This is a genomic window from Janthinobacterium sp. NKUCC08_JDC (genome assembly GCF_019345575.1).
Classification (GTDB): Bacteria; Pseudomonadota; Gammaproteobacteria; order Burkholderiales; family Burkholderiaceae_D; genus Janthinobacterium; species Janthinobacterium aestuarii.
This window is the reverse complement of the sequence record NZ_JAHKQW010000003.1, coordinates 111734-128433: the sequence shown is the minus strand read 5'-3', so window position 1 is coordinate 128433 and position 16700 is coordinate 111734. Positions and strand designations below refer to the sequence as shown.

General features: G+C 63.4%; 19 protein-coding genes. 5 read left to right on the top strand and 14 right to left on the bottom strand.

Annotated elements, in window-relative coordinates; all coding sequences use genetic code 11:
- Nucleotides 1–47: 47 nt before the first annotated feature.
- The 5 genes from KO538_RS10435 to KO538_RS10415 form a co-directional block, all read right to left on the bottom strand.
- Complete coding sequence (locus KO538_RS10435) at nucleotides 48–383, bottom strand: DUF6616 family protein (protein ID WP_219328266.1); 336 nt, start codon at nucleotides 381–383, stop codon at nucleotides 48–50.
- 16 nt (nucleotides 384–399) lie between these two features.
- Complete coding sequence (locus KO538_RS10430) at nucleotides 400–1146, bottom strand: HEAT repeat domain-containing protein (RefSeq protein WP_219328265.1); 747 nt, start codon at nucleotides 1144–1146, stop codon at nucleotides 400–402.
- Nucleotides 1143–1652 carry a MarR family winged helix-turn-helix transcriptional regulator gene (locus KO538_RS10425; protein WP_200873066.1) on the bottom strand — a complete coding sequence of 170 codons (510 nt, stop codon included), beginning with the start codon at nucleotides 1650–1652 and terminating at the stop codon, nucleotides 1143–1145. Before KO538_RS10425 ends, KO538_RS10430 begins: the two co-directional genes overlap by 4 nt.
- Before the next feature lie 70 nt (nucleotides 1653–1722).
- A complete protein-coding gene (gene trxC, locus KO538_RS10420; protein ID WP_219328264.1) occupies nucleotides 1723–2172 on the bottom strand; it encodes a thioredoxin TrxC in 450 nt (149 codons plus the stop codon).
- Nucleotides 2173–2260: 88 nt separating this feature from the next.
- Nucleotides 2261–2866: a LysE/ArgO family amino acid transporter gene (locus KO538_RS10415; RefSeq protein ID WP_034757131.1), complete on the bottom strand. Its 606-nt coding sequence runs from the start codon at nucleotides 2864–2866 to the stop codon at nucleotides 2261–2263.
- 202 nt (nucleotides 2867–3068) lie between these two features.
- Here KO538_RS10415 and KO538_RS10410 point away from each other — a divergent pair, with 202 nt between their 5' ends.
- On the top strand, nucleotides 3069–3959 hold the full coding sequence (locus KO538_RS10410; protein WP_034757126.1) for a LysR family transcriptional regulator ArgP: 891 nt from the start codon (nucleotides 3069–3071) through the stop codon (nucleotides 3957–3959).
- Nucleotides 3960–4064: 105 nt separating this feature from the next.
- On the top strand, nucleotides 4065–5093 hold the full coding sequence (locus KO538_RS10405; protein WP_257620286.1) for an alpha/beta hydrolase: 1029 nt from the start codon (nucleotides 4065–4067) through the stop codon (nucleotides 5091–5093).
- Between the two features lie 106 nt (nucleotides 5094–5199).
- On the opposite strand, the gene phaP is transcribed toward KO538_RS10405, so the two are convergent.
- From phaP to KO538_RS10375, 6 genes are all read right to left on the bottom strand, one after another.
- A complete protein-coding gene (gene phaP, locus KO538_RS10400; protein ID WP_034757122.1) occupies nucleotides 5200–5835 on the bottom strand; it encodes a TIGR01841 family phasin in 636 nt (211 codons plus the stop codon).
- Nucleotides 5836–6110: 275 nt separating this feature from the next.
- Nucleotides 6111–6446 carry a hypothetical protein gene (locus KO538_RS10395; RefSeq protein ID WP_051991844.1) on the bottom strand — a complete coding sequence of 112 codons (336 nt, stop codon included), beginning with the start codon at nucleotides 6444–6446 and terminating at the stop codon, nucleotides 6111–6113.
- Nucleotides 6447–6473: 27 nt separating this feature from the next.
- Nucleotides 6474–6845, bottom strand: a complete 372-nt coding sequence (locus KO538_RS10390; protein WP_080698767.1) for a VOC family protein — start codon at nucleotides 6843–6845, stop codon at nucleotides 6474–6476.
- 115 nt (nucleotides 6846–6960) lie between these two features.
- Complete coding sequence (locus KO538_RS10385) at nucleotides 6961–8232, bottom strand: YncE family protein (protein ID WP_219328263.1); 1272 nt, start codon at nucleotides 8230–8232, stop codon at nucleotides 6961–6963.
- 54 nt (nucleotides 8233–8286) lie between these two features.
- Nucleotides 8287–9057, bottom strand: coding sequence for a creatininase family protein (locus KO538_RS10380; RefSeq protein ID WP_219328458.1), 771 nt, complete (start codon nucleotides 9055–9057; stop codon nucleotides 8287–8289).
- A 265-nt stretch (nucleotides 9058–9322) separates the two neighbouring features.
- The gene (locus KO538_RS10375) at nucleotides 9323–9793 is read right to left on the bottom strand and encodes an SRPBCC family protein (RefSeq protein ID WP_219328262.1); all 471 of its coding nucleotides are present in this window, start codon (nucleotides 9791–9793) and stop codon (nucleotides 9323–9325) included.
- 134 nt (nucleotides 9794–9927) lie between these two features.
- Here KO538_RS10375 and KO538_RS10370 point away from each other — a divergent pair, with 134 nt between their 5' ends.
- Nucleotides 9928–10344: a hypothetical protein gene (locus tag KO538_RS10370; protein WP_034757107.1), complete on the top strand. Its 417-nt coding sequence runs from the start codon at nucleotides 9928–9930 to the stop codon at nucleotides 10342–10344.
- 31 nt (nucleotides 10345–10375) lie between these two features.
- The gene (locus KO538_RS10365) at nucleotides 10376–10813 is read left to right on the top strand and encodes a GFA family protein (RefSeq protein WP_080698766.1); all 438 of its coding nucleotides are present in this window, start codon (nucleotides 10376–10378) and stop codon (nucleotides 10811–10813) included.
- 23 nt (nucleotides 10814–10836) lie between these two features.
- Here KO538_RS10365 and KO538_RS10360 read toward each other — a convergent pair whose 3' ends face one another.
- The 3 genes from KO538_RS10360 to KO538_RS10350 all read right to left on the bottom strand — a co-directional run bounded on the left by KO538_RS10360 (nucleotide 10837) and on the right by KO538_RS10350 (nucleotide 14929).
- On the bottom strand, nucleotides 10837–12483 hold the full coding sequence (locus KO538_RS10360; protein ID WP_219328261.1) for a methyl-accepting chemotaxis protein: 1647 nt from the start codon (nucleotides 12481–12483) through the stop codon (nucleotides 10837–10839).
- An 84-nt stretch (nucleotides 12484–12567) separates the two neighbouring features.
- Entirely contained in the window at nucleotides 12568–13689 is a 1122-nt protein-coding gene (locus tag KO538_RS10355; RefSeq protein WP_257620285.1) for a patatin-like phospholipase family protein, read from the bottom strand.
- Nucleotides 13690–14002: 313 nt separating this feature from the next.
- The gene (locus KO538_RS10350; protein WP_219328260.1) at nucleotides 14003–14929 is read right to left on the bottom strand and encodes a LysR family transcriptional regulator; all 927 of its coding nucleotides are present in this window, start codon (nucleotides 14927–14929) and stop codon (nucleotides 14003–14005) included.
- A 106-nt stretch (nucleotides 14930–15035) separates the two neighbouring features.
- On the opposite strand from KO538_RS10350, the gene KO538_RS10345 reads away from it, so the two are divergent.
- Nucleotides 15036–16595, top strand: a complete 1560-nt coding sequence (locus KO538_RS10345; RefSeq protein WP_219328259.1) for an MFS transporter — start codon at nucleotides 15036–15038, stop codon at nucleotides 16593–16595.
- Nucleotides 16596–16700: the final 105 nt, after the last annotated feature.

Here is a 16700-nt window from a genome sequence, read left to right as displayed (position 1 = left end):
GATGGAAATGCCAACTTTACCTCAGTGGCAAGGAAAACGCCGTACGCTTAGATGGCCGCCAGCTGCGCCAGGTGGCCAGGGAAATCCACGGCCGTGCCAGCCGCGTTGATGGTGTCGAAGTAATCATGCCAGCCCGTGCCGGCGATGCCGGCCAGCAAGGCGTCCAGTGCCGCCTCGTCCGGGAAACGCCAGACGGCATAGAATTGCTGGGCAGCCGCATGCAGCTTGCCGCCATCGATGGCGCCCATGGCCAGCGCTTCGGCGCCCATGCCGGACAAGGCCGCCATGCCGGTGCCGACCGTGTCGAAATACGCCTGACGCGCGGCGCCATCGAGGGCCAGCCAGGCCGGTTTCGGGCTGTACAGTTCTAACAGATAATGCATGTTTTCCTCCAAAGAATTAAGAAAGCGAGCGCTGGGCGCGCTTGCAGATGCGTCGCGTCGCGGCAGCGGGGCTTTCCTGCAGCCATTGCGCGCACAGGCTGCGCACCCAGTCCGGCTGGCTCTTGGCCGCATCGTTGAGCCAGTTGGCCACGGAATCCTGCACGTAGATGGCCGGGTCGGCGCGCAAAGGCTGCAGCACGGGCAAGGCCAGCTGCGGCTGCGCCTTTAACCGGGCGATATGCGCGCACCACACGCCGCGCGGACGCAGCGCTTCGCAGGCAAAGCGGCGCACCCGCTCCGACGGGTCCGCCGTCCACGGCACCAGCAAGCTGATGGCCTCGTCAAGATGCGCCGCCAGATGGGGACGCAGCGCCAGCCAGGCCCATTCACGCACGCCGAAGTGGCCATCGTCGGCCAGCGGCCGCATGGCGGCCAGCCGCTGCGGCAAGCTCAATCCAGCCTGGGCGGCGATGGCAAAGCAGGCCCAGCCCCGTACCATGTCGGATGGGTGGGCTTGCAGCACAGCCAGATCGGCCTTGGCGTCCAGCAGCAATTGCGCCGCCAGCGCCATGCGCCTGGTGATGCCGTCTGCCGCCTGCGCGCGCATCTGCTCCAGGTGGGCGGCGCCAATACCAGGCACGGCCGCGGCAAGCAGCTGGGCGAAATCGATGGCCAGCCCTTCCGTCAGGGTGGCGCTGGGCACATTGCCCCCGTTCAGCAGGGCCAGGCGCGCTGGCGCGATGTCGGCGACGCCGCGGCTCATGCGGCACCCCGGTCTGTCTTGCGCCAGGCTTTTTCCAGCAGCGCACTCAATAGCTGCATTTCTGCCGGCGTGAAATCGGCAAACAGGCTGGCGATCCACTGCGCGTGCTCATCGACCAGGGTCGCGGCGGCCGCTTCTCCCTTGGGGCTCAGGCGCACCAGCAGCTTGCGCCGATCAAGCTGGTCAGCATGGCGCGCGAGGAAACCGTCGCGTTCCAGGCCGTCGAGCAAGCCCGTGATGGTGCCGCGCGTCACGCCTGCCCGCTCGGCCAGTTCGTGCGGCGAAAGTCCGTCGGGCACGTCGCGCAACAGAGACAGCAGCACAAATTTCCCTTCCGACAAGCCATGCCGGCCCAGGCGCACAGCGCAATCGCCATCGATGGCGGACGCCAGGCCCAGCACTTCAAAGCACAGGCGCAAGCGTCCGATCGATGCCTGCGTGTCCGCGCCGAGCGCGCGGCGCTGCACATCACCGAGCAAGGCCGTGTATTTCTGTTCGAGTTTTATCATATGGCGCAATATAATATGGCGCCATATTAAATGTCAAATGGAAAACCGTACTGGTTTTCCTGTCGGCTCAAAGGCGGGCTTTGTCCCTCGCCCACGCGACGATGGCATTGGCATCGATGGCGCCCGGCTGGCGCGCCACTTCCACGCCCTTGCGAAACAGGGCCAGAGTGGGAATGCTGCGGATATTGAAACGGCTGCCCAGGTCCGGCGACGCTTCCGTATTCACCTTGACGACGCGAAACGCCGGCTCCAGGGTCTTGGCGGCTTGCACATAGAATGGCGCCATGCTGCGGCACGGGCCGCACCACGGCGCCCAGAAGTCGACCAGCACGGGAATGTCGCTGCGTTCGATATGCTTGAGGAAACGGGCGCTGGCCAGGTCCACGGGCTGGCCCGTGAATAAATCCTTCTGGCACTTGCCGCAAGTGGGCTGTTCCGCGAGCCGCGCGGCGGGCAGGCGGTTGACGGCGTCGCAATGGGGGCACACGATGTGCAGGGAGTCTGGCGTGTTGGTCATGGCATTCCTGAAAAGCATAGCGTCAAGTTGACGGCTATTCTACGGGGAATTGCCGCGCGCCGCAGGCAGGCTGCGGCGCTTGTCACGCTTACAGGAACAGCGAGGCGGCGATGGCCCACATGACGAGGGCAATGATGCCGTCGAGCACGCGCCAGGCCATGGGCTTGGCAAACACGGGCGCCAGGTAGCGGGCGCCAAAGCCCAGCAGGAAGAACCACAGGGCCGACGCCATGATGGCGCCGCCGGCGAAGTAGAAGCGTCCCACGCCTTCATGCTGGCCGCCGATCGAGCCGAGCAGGATGACCGTGTCGAGGAAGGCGTGCGGGTTCAGCAGGCTGAACGCCAGCGCCGCGCCGATCACGGCCCAGTAGCCTTCGGGCGACTTGGCGGCCGACACCGTCAGGGCCGTTGGGCGCCAGGCGGACTTCGCCGCGCGCAAGCCGTAGGCGATCAGGAACGTGGCGCCGCCGGCCTTGGCCCACAGCAGGAAATTCGGGTTGTCGGCGATGAACGTGCCCATGCCGGCCACGCCGGCCGTGATCAACATCGCGTCGCACACGAGGCAGACCAGGATACAGGTGAGCACGTAGTGGCGCTTCAAGCCCTGTTTGAGCAAAAAGGCGTTTTGCGTGCCGATGGCCACGATCAGGCTCGCGCCGAGCCCCATGCCTTTCAAGAAGATTGCGCTGTCCATATCGATTCCTTTATTGCTTTCCATCACGCGCACGGCCGCCCACGCTCTGCCGGCAAAGGCAAAGTCATCAGAGGTAGGTGGAGGGTGGTGCGGAACCAGGAGGACCGCGCGGCAGAGTGGAGTTGTTACCCTATTTCAACAGTGTAAAGAAAAAGTAAATATAAGTATAATGAATGATTCTAACCATATATAAGAGAAACTTATGCGTGTCGTCGATTACCGTGGATTGGCCGCCCTCGACGCCGTGATCGGACTGGGCAGCTTTGAAAAGGCCGCGCAGGCGCTGGCGATCAGCCAGCCGGCCGTGTCGCAGCGCATCCGCACCCTGGAAAATCTGGAAGGCACCCTGCTGATCATCCGCAGCCACCCGCCCATGCCGACGGAAGCGGGCCAGCGCCTGATCGCCCACTACCGGCAAGTCAAGCTGCTCGAAGCGGCGCTCGACGCCCAGCCCGGCCCCACCACGCAATTGCCGGCGCTGGCCATCGCCGTCAACGCCGACAGCGCCGCCACCTGGATTCCGGAAGCGCTGGGGCCGCTGCTGTTGCCGCCGTCCTGCCTGCTCGATATCCGCCTCGACGACCAAGACCATACCCTGAGCCAGCTGCGCGAAGGGCGCGTGTTTGCCTGCGTCACCAGCGCCAACGACCTGGTGGCCGGCACCACGGCCACGCCGCTGGGCGGCATGCGCTACCTGTGCGTGGCCTCACCAGGGTTCGCGCAGCAGTGGTTTCCCCATGGTTTTACGGTGGAAGCCGTCAGCCAGGCGCCCGCCATCACGTTTGGCAGCAAGGATGCGCTGCACGAGCGCTACCTGCAGCACCGCCTCGGCTACACGGGCCGCTATCCGCACCATGTGCTCGGTTCTGCGCGCGACTTCGTACGCTTCATCGAAGCGGGCTATGCTTACGGCATGGTGCCTTTGCTGCAGGCGGAAACAGCGCTGGCCGCCGGCCGGCTCATCGACGTGGCGGCCGGGCAAGCGCTCGACGTGCCCCTGACCTGGCATGCCTGGGATATCCAGACGCCCCTCACGCGCACGCTGTCGGACGCCGTCATCGCCACGGCGCGCAAATGGCTGTTACAGGATTGATTGACGCATGCAACATTTATCTATGCTAGAGAGCAACTTTCCCGTGTGCGCCCTGCCCAGCCTGGCCTACACTGCAAGCATCATCCACCAACATCGGGAGCTTGCATGACGATCCTGCGCACCACCCTGCTCGGCGTGCTGGCGGCCATCCCGCTCGCTGCCGGCCTGGCAGCCTGCTCGCCCTTGACCGCCATCAATGCCTTGTCGTCCGGCAGCGCCTCGCAAGTGACGCGGGGCCTGGCCTACGGCCCCCTGCCACGGCAGAAACTCGATGTGTATGCCCCCAAGGCCCGCACGGGACCCGTGCCCGTCGTGGTGTTCTTTTATGGCGGCAACTGGACGACGGGCGAACGCGCCGACTATGCCTTCGTCGGCCACGCGCTCGCGGCGCGCGGCTACCTGGCCGTGATCGCCGATTACCGGCTGTATCCGGACGTGCACTACCCCGAAATCTTGCAGGATGCGGCCCGCGCCGTAGCCTGGGCCGCGATGGAATCGCGCCGCCATGGCGGCGACCCGACGCGCCTGTTCGTCATGGGCCATAGCGCCGGCGCCTACAATGCGGCCATGCTGGCGCTCGACGCCAGCCTGCTGGCGCGCCACGGCATGCGTCCGCACGACTTGCGGGGCTGGATAGGCCTGGCCGGCCCCTATGATTTCCTGCCCATCGAAAACACCACCACCCGGCCCGTCTTCTTTTACCCGGACACGCCCGCCGCTTCGCAGCCCATCCACCATGTGACGGCCGACGCCCCGCCCGCCCTGCTGATCGCCCCGTTGCCCGGCAAGGACAAGCTGGTCAATCCGCAACGCAACACGGGCGGCCTGGCCAGCGCCTTGCGGGCGCTGCACCGGCCCGTGACGGAAACCTATTTCGACCACGTGGGCCACGCCACCCTGGTCGCCACGCTGGCCGGCCCCTTGCGCAGGCTGGCGCCCACCCTGGATGCCGTCAGCGCCTTCATCGAGGCGAACAGCGGAACCGGGAGCGGTGACGCGGCCTCGTCCGCAGTCTTGTCCGCGGTCTTGTCAGATACAGCCTTGCCGGCAGGCATAGCCTTGCAGCCCCGCGTACCTGGCGCGGCCACGCGAGCGCCTGAGCCGCACGCCTACGACAAAACGCCCGCCCCGTGAAGGGCGGGCGTTCTGCCTGAACCAATACGCACGATACCGCGTGCCGTCTGGCCGCATAGCAAGGCTCGGCCCTCGCGATGCGGCTCAGCTGCAAGCAGCCTCGTGCTTACTCTTTGCGGCTGGCGCCGCTCTTGCTTTGTGCAGAGCCCGCTTGCGAGGCGCTGCCGCTGGCCGAGCCTTCGCTGCCCGCCGACTGCTGGCTGCCCTGGTGGCTGGCGCTTTGCAGGCTTTGACCGTCACGGCTTTGCGCCCCACGTTGCTGGTCGCGGTTGGCGCCGTTTTGCTGATAAGCCTGGAACGGTTCGGCCATGCGCTGCATCGCTTCCTGCTGCTTGCGCACGTTTTTCTCCGTTTCTTCCGAAGCGGTGCGGGCCACTTCTTCGGCCAGGGCCTTCGCGGTACGGCTCGTTTCATTCACATGACGCTCTGCCACATTGGCCAGTTCGACCTGCGTATCGGCTGCCAGGCGCGACACCTGTTGCTGGTACTTGCGCAATTGCTCGGCGGCTGGCTGGCCCGATGCGGCAGCCACCTGGAACGCATCTTCAGCGCGCTCGACCGTCAGCAGGTTCTGGCTGGTGACCGTGGTTTCTTCCAGCAAGCCTTGCGCCAGCTGCATGTTCAGGTCACTGAACTGCTGCATCGATTGAAACAGCGACTTCGACAGGCCATTGAAAAAAGCCAGTTGTGCTTCCAGGTGGTTTTTGGCGGCGGGGGTAACACTACGGGAATATGGATACATGGAGTTCCTCATTAAATAGCGGTTGGGTGGACATATGGCGGCACCACCGGCTGTCGAACGGGTGAGGCAGACGGCCGGGCTACGCCACGAAACGCGAAAAAACATATCCGGTTGGTGGGAAGATGCTTTGCAACGCGAGTCCCAAGGCTACGTGAGCACCGCAGGTGAGGGATGATCTGGATCAAAGGTGCGCCAGGCAGCGCAGAAAGTTTGTACTGGACAGCTTGCCCTTGGCAAACGTCAGTAACAGAGGGAGATATTTGTGCCAGGCAGGCTCAGCCAACGGCGCCCGTGCCTGGCACGACGGGCTTGTAGCCATGGCTGCGCAGCGAGGCTTCCAGCCAGCGGTTGCCATACCAGCCACGCGCCAGCAGGTAACTGAGTTCCGCGCCAGCCATCAGCAGCATCATCGGGCCGATACGCATTCCGGTGGCCAGATGGCTGCCAAACCACAGGCAGGCATCCATCGCCAGCATGAGCAGCAACAGCCACCAGCGGCGCTTGGCGACGGCCCAGAACGAGCCCAGGAACAGGGCCGGCCAGGAAAAACCCGCTTTGACGTAGGCATAGCGGCCGGCATCGTCGGCAAACAGGGTGGCGCTGTGCTTCATGCTGCTCTCTTCAGGTAATGCCCGGCGTCAAGGCTCGGGACGGTGGCAGACGGCTTCGACATTGTGGCCATCGGGCCCCAGCACGAAAGCGCCATAGTAATTCGGGTGGTACAGGGCGCGGATGCCTGGCGCGCCATTATCCTTGCCGCCCGCTTCCAGCGCGGCCTTGTAGAACGCGTCCACCTGGCCACGGTTGTCCGCCGCGAAGGCCAGATGCATGCCGGCATGCGGCTTGTCACCCACGCCGAACCAGAAATCGGGCTTGCCATCCTTGCCCATGCCAACCCAGCCCTGCTCTTCCATCACCACCGATACGCCCAGTGGCGCCAGGGCGGCCGAAAAGAAGGCCTTGCTGGCCTGTGCATCGCTGACATTCAAACCGATGTGATCAAGAATCATGGTGGCGCTCCCTGGAGGTAGTGGAATAGAAAATACAGTATGCGCCAATATTGCTTTTTAGGCAATCACGACTGTATATCCGCCGCAGTTACTCCAGGAAGCGCCATGCGCCAGCCTAGCGCAGGTTGCCCGTATGGCCGAGCGAATAGCGGCCCGGCTGCGGCCACACGGTCAGGCCGTGCGGCTCCTGGCCGACTTTGACCTTGGCAACGTCACCGCTGTTCGTATCGATGCGGTAGACCACGTCGTCGAAACGGCCGGACAGCCACAGATATTTGCCGTCGGCGGACACATTGCCCATGTCCGGGCTGCCGCCGCCGGGAATTGGCCAGTTCGACACGACTTTTTCCGTCGCGAAATCGATCACGCTGACGCTGCCCTTGCCCTTCGGCTTGCCATGGATGCGGTGCGTGCCGCGGTTGGCCACGTACAATTTCTTGCCGTCACGGCTAGGGTACAGGCCGTGCGCGCCCACGCCCGTCTGGATGAAGCCGATTTCCTTCAGGGTGGCGCCATCGACGATGTGCACGCCGTCGGCGTCCATGTCGGCGATAAAGAATTTCTTGCCGTCTGGCGAGATGCGTATGTCTTGCGGCATGCCCTTCTTGACGCTGCAGATTTCATTCGCCGGGCCGCCCACAGGACCGGACTCGGCAAAGCGCTTGGCCGGCATCTGCAATTTCAGGTAGCCGTCGACCTTGCGGCCCACCAGATCGATCTTGGCGATGGTGCCGTCGAACTCGCAGGTGAACATGGCGTAGCGGCCGTCATTCGAAAAGTCCGCATGGTTGATGCCGCCGCACTGGGGCGTGTCGATCGAATACTGCACGGCCATGGTCTTCGGATCGCGGAAATCGAGGCGGTGGCGCGCTTCGGCCACGACGATGGCGGACTTGCCATCGGGCGTGTAGTACATATTGTAGGGGTCATCGACGGGCACTTCCTTGCCCGGCTTGCCCGTCAACGGGTCGATTGGCGTCAAGCTGCCCTTGTCCGTGCGCTCGGCATTGTTCGCCACCCACAGGGTGTGCAAGTCCCACGACGGCACGACGTGCTGCGGGCCGCTGCCGACCTTGAACTTGTCGACCACTTTCAGGCTCTCCTGGTCGATCACGTACACATCGTTCGAGCGCAAATTGGGCACATAGACGCGGCGCAAATGATCCTTGACGACGGGGCTCATATTGCTGCTGGCGATGCTGCCGTACACGTTTTTCGGATCCACCAGCGGCGGCATGCCCGGCAGCGGCGAATAGGCGGCGGCCGGCGCTACGGCGGCCGGGGCCGGCGTGCTGGCGCCGATGACCTGGCTGGCCACGCCCAGGCCGGCCAATGCGGCAGCCAAGGCGGACAAGGTGACGATGGTGCGTCGTTGAGATTTTTTCATATAATTTCGCGTCGTTTCGTTGCAAAAGCCGGAAGTTCAGCACTTCCAGCGGAATTATTTAGTACGTTGCAGCAGCTGCCTGATGGCGGCCACCGACGTGTCCACCTGCAGCTTGATACCGATCTGGCCCAGTTCAGCCGTCGCCCGCGAGGCGTCGCCGCGCACGCCGTCCGCCACGCCGGGCTTGGGTCCGTGCGCCATGGCCTCGCTGCGCACCAGCGACGGGTCCGTCGCCAGCATCAGCGCCGCGTCCGCCAAGCCCGCATGCAGGCCGATCTCGGCGCTGCTGTGGCCGCGCTTTTGCAGCTCGGCAATATACGCCGATTGCGTGATGTCATAGTAGTCGAGCAAGGCGTAAGCGCGCGCATCCTTGGCGGTGGCGGCTTTGCCCCAGGCACGGTTGAGCTTGTTGGCCACGTTCTGCTCGTTTTTTTGATAGCCGCCATGGTCGCCGAGGAAGATGATGTCGCGGAAACCATGCTGGCGCAGGCTGGCGGCCGCCCCTTCCAGCACGGCTTCGAAAGCGGCGGGCGGAATCGAGATCGTACCGGCAAAGCGCATGTGGCCGGCCGGCGGAACAATCGCACCTTCGGGCACATAGGAAACGACAGGCGCGACAATGGTATTGCCCAGTTTTTGCGCAATCTGCCGCGCCAGCAGCCCGGCGCGCACATTATGCTTGCCCAGCGCGATATACGGCCCGCTCTGCTCGACGCCACCTATCGGCACCAACACGGTCGTGGCGCCGTGGTCGATACGGCTGCGCAACTCCGTGCTCGTCAGCTCTTCCAGCATGACGCTGCTGCTGGCGGGCGCAGCCGCCATCACGGACGCGGCTGGAATCAGGCAGAACAGGGTCAGGGCAAACAGGGAGCCGAGTGGCTGGGACCGACTCGATGGCGCGCAAGGCGCAAGAGGTACATTCGGCAGGGGGAACTGCAGAGTCATAAGCAAACATCTTTCCGAGGTCAAAGGCGCCGTGCCCGGCATTGCCAGGCAAGCTGGCTGCCACGCAAGAATTGTATTCCATCATGAGGGGAACGGCACGTTAATTTGACGCGGCAGTTTGCAAGGAATTGACGAGGGGAAACTATCTATCAGGCTGTTGTCGCGCTGGCCCCGCCGCTTCACCATCATGGGGAGTCTCGTTGCGCTTCTCGGCATAGGCCTTGAGCGAGCGCATCGTCCTGGGAAGCCCGTCCCGGACTTGCCTGGCAACGCCTGGCCCGAACAAAAAGGCAAGCGCTCCAGTGAACCACACGCGGTGAACGACTTCCGATCCGCCATCTGCGGCAACCACCGTGTGCTCGAAATGGATGCGGAACAAAGGGATGTAGCCTTCGACGGTAAACGAGCGGCCCGCGGAGCGCTCCGTGACGAGCATCGGAATGCCCATCCCCTTGCTGGGAACGATACGGCCATGTGTGCCCACCGCAAATGGCCCATTGAGCCGGGCTTGCTTGGTGTCCGGATCCCACTGATGCCATCGGTCGACCTCGCTCCAAATCTGATCGACGACCGTGGGCGGGACGGCAATGTGGATGCTTTCTTCGATTTGCATCAGTGGGGTATCTCCCTATTAATATCAATATAATTGCATTCTGGCTATACAAACAAATGACAAGGCATGTATCCACACCTGAGCACGATGCTACCCTAGAAACGCTGGCCAAGAGCCCTTAGATTTTGAAAATTATGAATGCAACACATTGGAGAGTTCAGGAGCTACAGCATCACTCGGCCGATATTGTCTGGCTGGATGCCGAGGAAGCTCGCCATGCCTATGATTTGGTCGGCCTTCATGACTCGAAGACGCATCTGGGCCTGAACGTTGACACCGTCGATTCAATCGAGCGGCTCGCCTTCGGAGACGATGTGGCCGCCGCAAGCAGCTGGTTACGTGCCCGTATGCCGGGAATTCAGCAGGTCGTCGTGGTGTTTGGAGAAGACGAATGCTTCGTCTGCAGCAGTGCGTTCCTGATCGAGAACTGGCCGGATATTTTTGTGCCCTCACGTGACGACGCGATGATCTATTCGAAGGACACGCCGCTTATCCTGTTTTATTGCCATGAGAATCAATTCGAGCTGGGGCAACGGATTGTCTTTGATTGAACGACCATAAGCCGTCATTGAAAGGAAAAAAATGAAAAGCACGGATGGAAAGTTACAAGGTTCATGCCATTGTGGATCTGTACGATTTCAAGTTCGACTTATCGACGGACTCAAGACAGCAAGGCGCTGCAATTGCTCCTATTGCCGCATGCGCGGTGCGATAGCGGTTTCTGCGGCGCTTCAGGATATAGAGATCACTTCTGGAGAGGAATTGCTCACCCTCTATCAGTTTCACACCATGCAAGCGAAGCACTATTTCTGCTCAAAATGCGGTATATACACACATCACCAACGCCGGTCAAAACCCGATCAATTCGGGATCAATGTAGCCTGCCTGGAAGGAATCAGTCCGTTTGACTTTGAAGAGGTAGCAGTCAACGAAGGCCGACTCCATCCAAAAGACAAAAGTGCTGGAGGCGGACCTGACATCGCTGGATACCTACGCTTTTTTCCTAATACCGCCCCTTAAATGAACCGGAGCGGTCAAAAGATTTAGCCGCGAGCACTACGTCCCGGCAGCGCCACCCGCCGGCTCGCGGCAGTTGTTGCCGGGGCCGGCAAGCCGCCCGCCACTTTCAACGCCGTCCCTTGGGCGTCGCCGCGCAGGCGGAACACGGCCACCACGTCGACCAGCTCGATGGCGCGGTCTTGCAGCGAGGAGGCCGCGGCGGCCGCCTCTTCCACCAGGGCCGCGTTTTGCTGGGTGACCTGGTCCATTTGCGAGATGGCCTGGTTCACCTGCTCGATGCCGGCGCTCTGCTCGTGGCTGGCGTTGGCGATGTCGCCCATGATGTCCGTCACGCGGCGGATGCTGGCGACGATTTCTTCCATCGTCGCGCCCGCCTGATCGACCAGCGCGCTGCCCGTGTTGACTTTATCCACGGAATCCTCGATCAAGCCCTTGATTTCCTTGGCGGCAGCCGCAGAGCGCTGCGCCAGGTTGCGCACCTCGGTGGCCACCACGGCGAAGCCACGGCCCTGCTCGCCTGCACGGGCCGCTTCCACGGCCGCGTTCAGCGCCAGAATATTGGTTTGGAAGGCAATGCCGTCGATTACGCCGATAATGTCGGCGATCTTCTTCGCCGACTCGTTGATCGAGCCCATCGTGCCCACCACTTGCGCCACCACGGCGCCGCCCTTGCGAGCCACGTCCGAGGCGGACACGGCCAATGAATTCGCCTGGCGCGCATTGTCCGTATTCTGACGCACGGCCGAGGTCAGCTCTTCCAGGCTGGACGCCGTTTCTTCCAGCGACGACGCCTGCTGCTCCGTGCGCACGGACAGGTCCGCGTTGCCGGCGGAAATCTGCGCGGCCGCCACGCTGACCGTATCGGCCGAGGCGCGCACGGTGGCGATCACGCCGACGATGCGCTCGAGGAACTTGTTGAAGGCCGTGGCCGTGCGGCCCACTTCGTCCATGCGCTCGACGGGCATGGCGGCGGACAGGTCCAGCGAGGCACTGACACGCTCCAGGGTGTGCTCGATATTGCCCAGGCCGCCGCTGATGGTGCGGTAGATATGCCAGGCCAGCGCGCCCGTCAGCAGCACGGCCACGCCCAGCACGGCCAGCATGGTGTTGAACGCCGTGTCGTAGGCGGCCAGGCTTTCCGCCTTCACGTCATCGACCAGCTTGTTGTTGTAGGCGATATGGTCATCCATGCTCTTTTTCGCGGCGGCGGCCGTGATGGCCAGCGGCGTGCCGGCCAGCAAGGTGGCGCGCACGCCATCCATGTCGCCCGCGTAGGCGGCGGCAAAGAATGGCGCCAGCGCGCGGCGGTAGGCTTCCATGGCGGCTTGGTCGGCGTCGAGCATCTTGCTGTCCGTCGCGTCATACAGGCGCTCGGCGCGGTAGGTGGCGATGACCTTGTCGAAATTCGTGTTGGCATCGGCCACGGCCTTGTCCAGCGCCGTCTTGTCGGCCAGGTTCGAGAACACGGACAGGCGGTAGCCGGCCAGGCGCGAATCGGCGAGGAAACCCTTGGCCGCATTCAAGCCCTGGATGCTGGGAATGATACGGTTTTGCACGGTGTCAAAACGCTCCTGGGCGCGCTGCAGCTGGATGGCGCCGCCGGCGCCCAGCAATAGCAGGGCCAGCAAGGCGATGGTGAGGGTCAGAATTAATTGCTTGGTGATATTCATGGTGTGTCACAGTAAAAAGGTAGCCTGGCAAGGCCAGGCGGGATAAGAGCTGCCGATCAGGTGGCCGGGATCGCTTGCAAGCGGCTAAGCCGCCATTGGGGCGGCGTCAGGTGCGCGGCGCAGCAAGTCGCCATGCTGTCGGCAAAACGCCAGCCCCGCCTTGTAGCCCACGTCGAACAGCAGTTGCATGTTCGAATTGGACCAGTCCAGGGTGTCGGGCCAGTGCTGCTCCGGGATGCCGCCCATCAAGTCGAGCTTGAGCAAACGCCGCTTGGGTTGGCCCGTGCGCGCATCCGTGTTGTGCTCGAGCTCAAACAGGCGCAGCTCGCTCTTGGAAATCTTCACGAGCGGCGTAATGATGGAGCGCACCCAGGCGTCGTACAGGTTGCGCGGCTTGCGCAGCAAGCGCTCGTCGCCGAGGATGTCGAGAATGACCAGGGTGTCGGCGTCATGGTGCTCGCCCTTGCCTTCGATAAACGGGTCGAAATTGAGGGTGTCGAGGGCCGCGCCTTCGATGTAGTCGTCGCCGGCGATGGTCGTCGGTGCATACAGGAACGGGAACGACAGGGCCGCACGCACGTGGATCGGTTCGATCTCGTGCTTGCCCCAGATTTGCATGCGGTGCTCGCTGAGGTTGTAGGCATTGATGTAGAAATCGGGGCGCATGCGCGCCACGCCCGAGAAATCCACGGCTTTTTCCAGGAAGGGCAAATGCGCGCACAGGCCCAGGCTTTTCGCCGACAAGTCCGATGGCGACAGCGACGACACCATCAGCTTGCCCCAGTCGGACCAGGCCGTGGGCACGCTCGCAAACGTTTGCTGGAACGCCTGAAAAAAAGGATTGTTGGCCGGCGGCTGGAAGGCATCGCGGAAAGTGCTCGCATGCATGCCCGGCTTCTGGAAGACCTTGTAGTTGATCGGGATCATCTTGTAGATGCTGTCGGCCACGCCCGTGTCGGCCCAGCTTTGCAAGGCCTGGCGCGGCGTGGCTTCGTGCGGCGTCGTGTAAAGCAAGCCCATCAACACACCGGCGCCCGAGGCGGAAATGACGTCGAATTCGATGCCCTCATCGAGAAACGCGGCCAGGGCACCGGCGATCAAGGTGGAATTTGGTGCACCGCCACCGAGCAGCAAACCCGTTTTGCGGGCCGGTTTCGCTGTCGCGGCTGATGCCGGATCCGGCGGTGTCGTCGTGACTGTCTTCATGCACACTCCCTGAACGGAACGGGACTATCATCCCTTAATTGTTGGTTACTACACGCTGATGGCGCCTAATCCTGCCCATGTCCCCGCAAGCGGCGAGCCGATGCAATGTTGCAGAAACAGATATGAAATTAACATAAATAAATTCCTTATGGCAATTTCAATAACGAATGATGGTTATTCAGAAAAGGTATAAGTTGATGCCGTGCGGCATAGCTTGATGCGGTGCAGCAAATATAAATTCGGCGACGTTAGGATTAATCGCTTTAGGGTAGGAATATTCCCCAAGCAGCCGCCAGCGCGGCGGCCAGGGGCATCAAGGAAGTGGCGCGGGGCCGGGAGGGAGCGAAGAGAAATGCAAGTGGGTACACAAATGGTCAACAAAGACGCGAATTTTTGGCGACAAGTGGCGGCTTGACGGCCACAGAACCCAGAACTTACTCGAGTGCAGCAAGTAGCCGGTCAGCACGGCTTGCAGTTCGCCGCGCGCGATGGCGTCGCGCACGATAAAGTCAGGCAGATAAGCGAGGCCCACGCCCTGCGTGGCGGCGCCGATCAAGGCTTCGATATTGTTGCAAGTCAAGGCGGTCGGCAAGCGCAACTCCCCGCCGCTGTCGCCCTCGGCGCGCTGCAATGCCCATTCCTGCAACTTGCCCGTGGTGGGAAATTTGTAGCGCACGCAAGCGTGCTCTTCCAGCGCGCGCGGCGTGGCCGGCACGCCATGGCGGGCGAAATACGCGGGCGAGCCGACGATGGCAAAGGCAAACGGCCCCAGTTCGCGCGCCATCAGACGCGAATCGGTAAGCGTACCGCTGCGCACGGCCACGTCGACGCCTTCGGCCACCACGTCGACGAGGCGGTCGTTGAAATCGAGGTCGAGTTCGATCTCCGGGTACAGCCGCGTAAATTCGGCCAGCAGGGGCAGGATGATGCGGTAGCCGATCACGGGCAGGCTGACGCGCAGCTTGCCGCGCGGCGCCTCGGCCAGGTGCGACAGTTCCGCCTCGGCATCGCCGAGGTCGGCCAGGATGCGCTGGCAACGCTCGTAGAACAGCGCGCCCTCGTTGCTCAGGCTGATGCGCCGCGTGCTGCGGTTGAGCAGGCGCACGCCCAGCTTTTCTTCCAGCCGCGCCACGCTCTTGCCCACGGCCGAAGCCGACACGCCAAGCAGCCGCCCGGCCGCTACATAGCTGGAAGTTTCCGCCGCGCGCACGAAGGCGGCAATACCATTCAGATTATCCATGCGATCTCACTAGGGAATATTTGTCCGTTATGAGAGGATTTTCAACCACTTTTTCACGGATTACGTCCATATTATCATCGGATTCCCTCTTTCTGGAATCATTCCCATGGATACGACTCTTCGCGCACAAGCCCCGGAACCAGCCACTGCACGGCGCATGCTGGTGCTGGCCGCCGTCTGCCTGGCCGCGCTATGCATGCCGCTCAGTTTTACGGGGCCGGCCATCGCCATTCCCGCCATCGCCGCCGACCTGCACGGCACGCCGCTGGCGCTGGCGTGGATCACGAATGCCTTCATGCTCAGCTTTGGCGGCTGCCTGATGGTGGCCGGCGCGCTGGCCGACCGCTATGGCCGCAAGCGCGTGTTCCTGCTGGGCATGGCCGTGTTTTCCGCCGCCGCGCTGGCACTGGCGACCGCGCCCGGCATTGTGTGGCTCGACGTGCTGCGCGCCGTCCAGGGCCTCGGTTGCGCCATGGCCCTGTCGAGCGGACTGGCGGCCCTGGCGCAGGAATTCGACGGCCCCGCCCGTGCGCGCGCCTTCAGCCTGATCGGCACGGCCTTCGGCGTGGGCCTGGCCTTCGGCCCCTTCCTGGCAGGCACCTTGATCACGCACACGGGCTGGCGCGCCATTTTTGCGGCCACGGCCGCGGCCGGCCTGGCCGCCCTGCTGGCCGCCGCGCGCGCCATGCGCGAATCGCGCGACCCACAGGCGCAAGGCGTCGATTGGCCGGGCGCCCTGACGTTTACCGGTGCGCTGTCCCTATTTACCTATGGCTTGCTGCAGGCGCCCGATAGTGGTTGGGGCAGTGCCGCCAGCCTGGGATTGTTCGGTGGCGCAGCCTTGCTGCTGGCCGTTTTCATCCGCGTGGAGCGGCGCGCGGCGCGCCCCATGCTGGACTTGACCCTGTTCCGCCTGCCCGCCTTTGCCGGCGTGCAATTGCTGGCGGCCGCGCCCGCATTTTCCTTTGTCGTGCTGCTGGTCTTGCTGCCGGCCCGCTTCATCGGCATCGAAGGCTACAGCGCGCTGGAGGCGGGACGCATGATGATCGCCCTGTCGGCGCCCATGCTGGTGCTGCCGATCCTGGCCGGCATGGCGGCGCAGCGCATCGCTGCCGCGCACATCTGCGCCAGCGGCCTGCTACTGGCGGCCGGTGGCTTGCTGTGGCTGTCCACCTGCGCACCGGGCCAGGCGCCCGCTACCTTGATCGGGCCGCTGCTGCTGATCGGCTGCGGCATCAGCCTGCCGTGGGGCTTGATGGATGGCCTGGCCATCAGCGTCGTGCCCGTCGAGCGGGCCGGCATGGCGGCCGGCATCTTCAACACGACGCGCGTGGCGGGTGAAGGCCTGGCGCTGGCCATCGTCAGCGCGCTGCTCGGTACGCTCACGATGGCGGCCTTGGGCAAGGTGCCCGGCCTCGCCCCCGAGCAGGCGGCGCTGGCGGCGCCCTTCCTGGCACTGGGAGAATTACGCCATGCAGGCGTTCTGTTGCCGCAGGCCGGCGCCGCCGAACTGGCGCAAGCGTATGGCGCCGCTTTCCGCCACTTGCTGTATGTGCTGGCCAGCATTACGACGGCCTCGGCCCTGCTGATCCTGGCCTTTTTGCGTCATCCAGCTGGTGCAGCAACGGGCACGGCCGCCCTGCCCGCCTGCAAGGCGCAGCAATAAGTCACGACCATCACCGTTCCTCCTGCCGTACACGGCGGCGTCCACGCGCCGCCGCCCGCCTTGATGTTTCTCCGCAACACCTCAAAAGTTTCAAGGAATAAAACT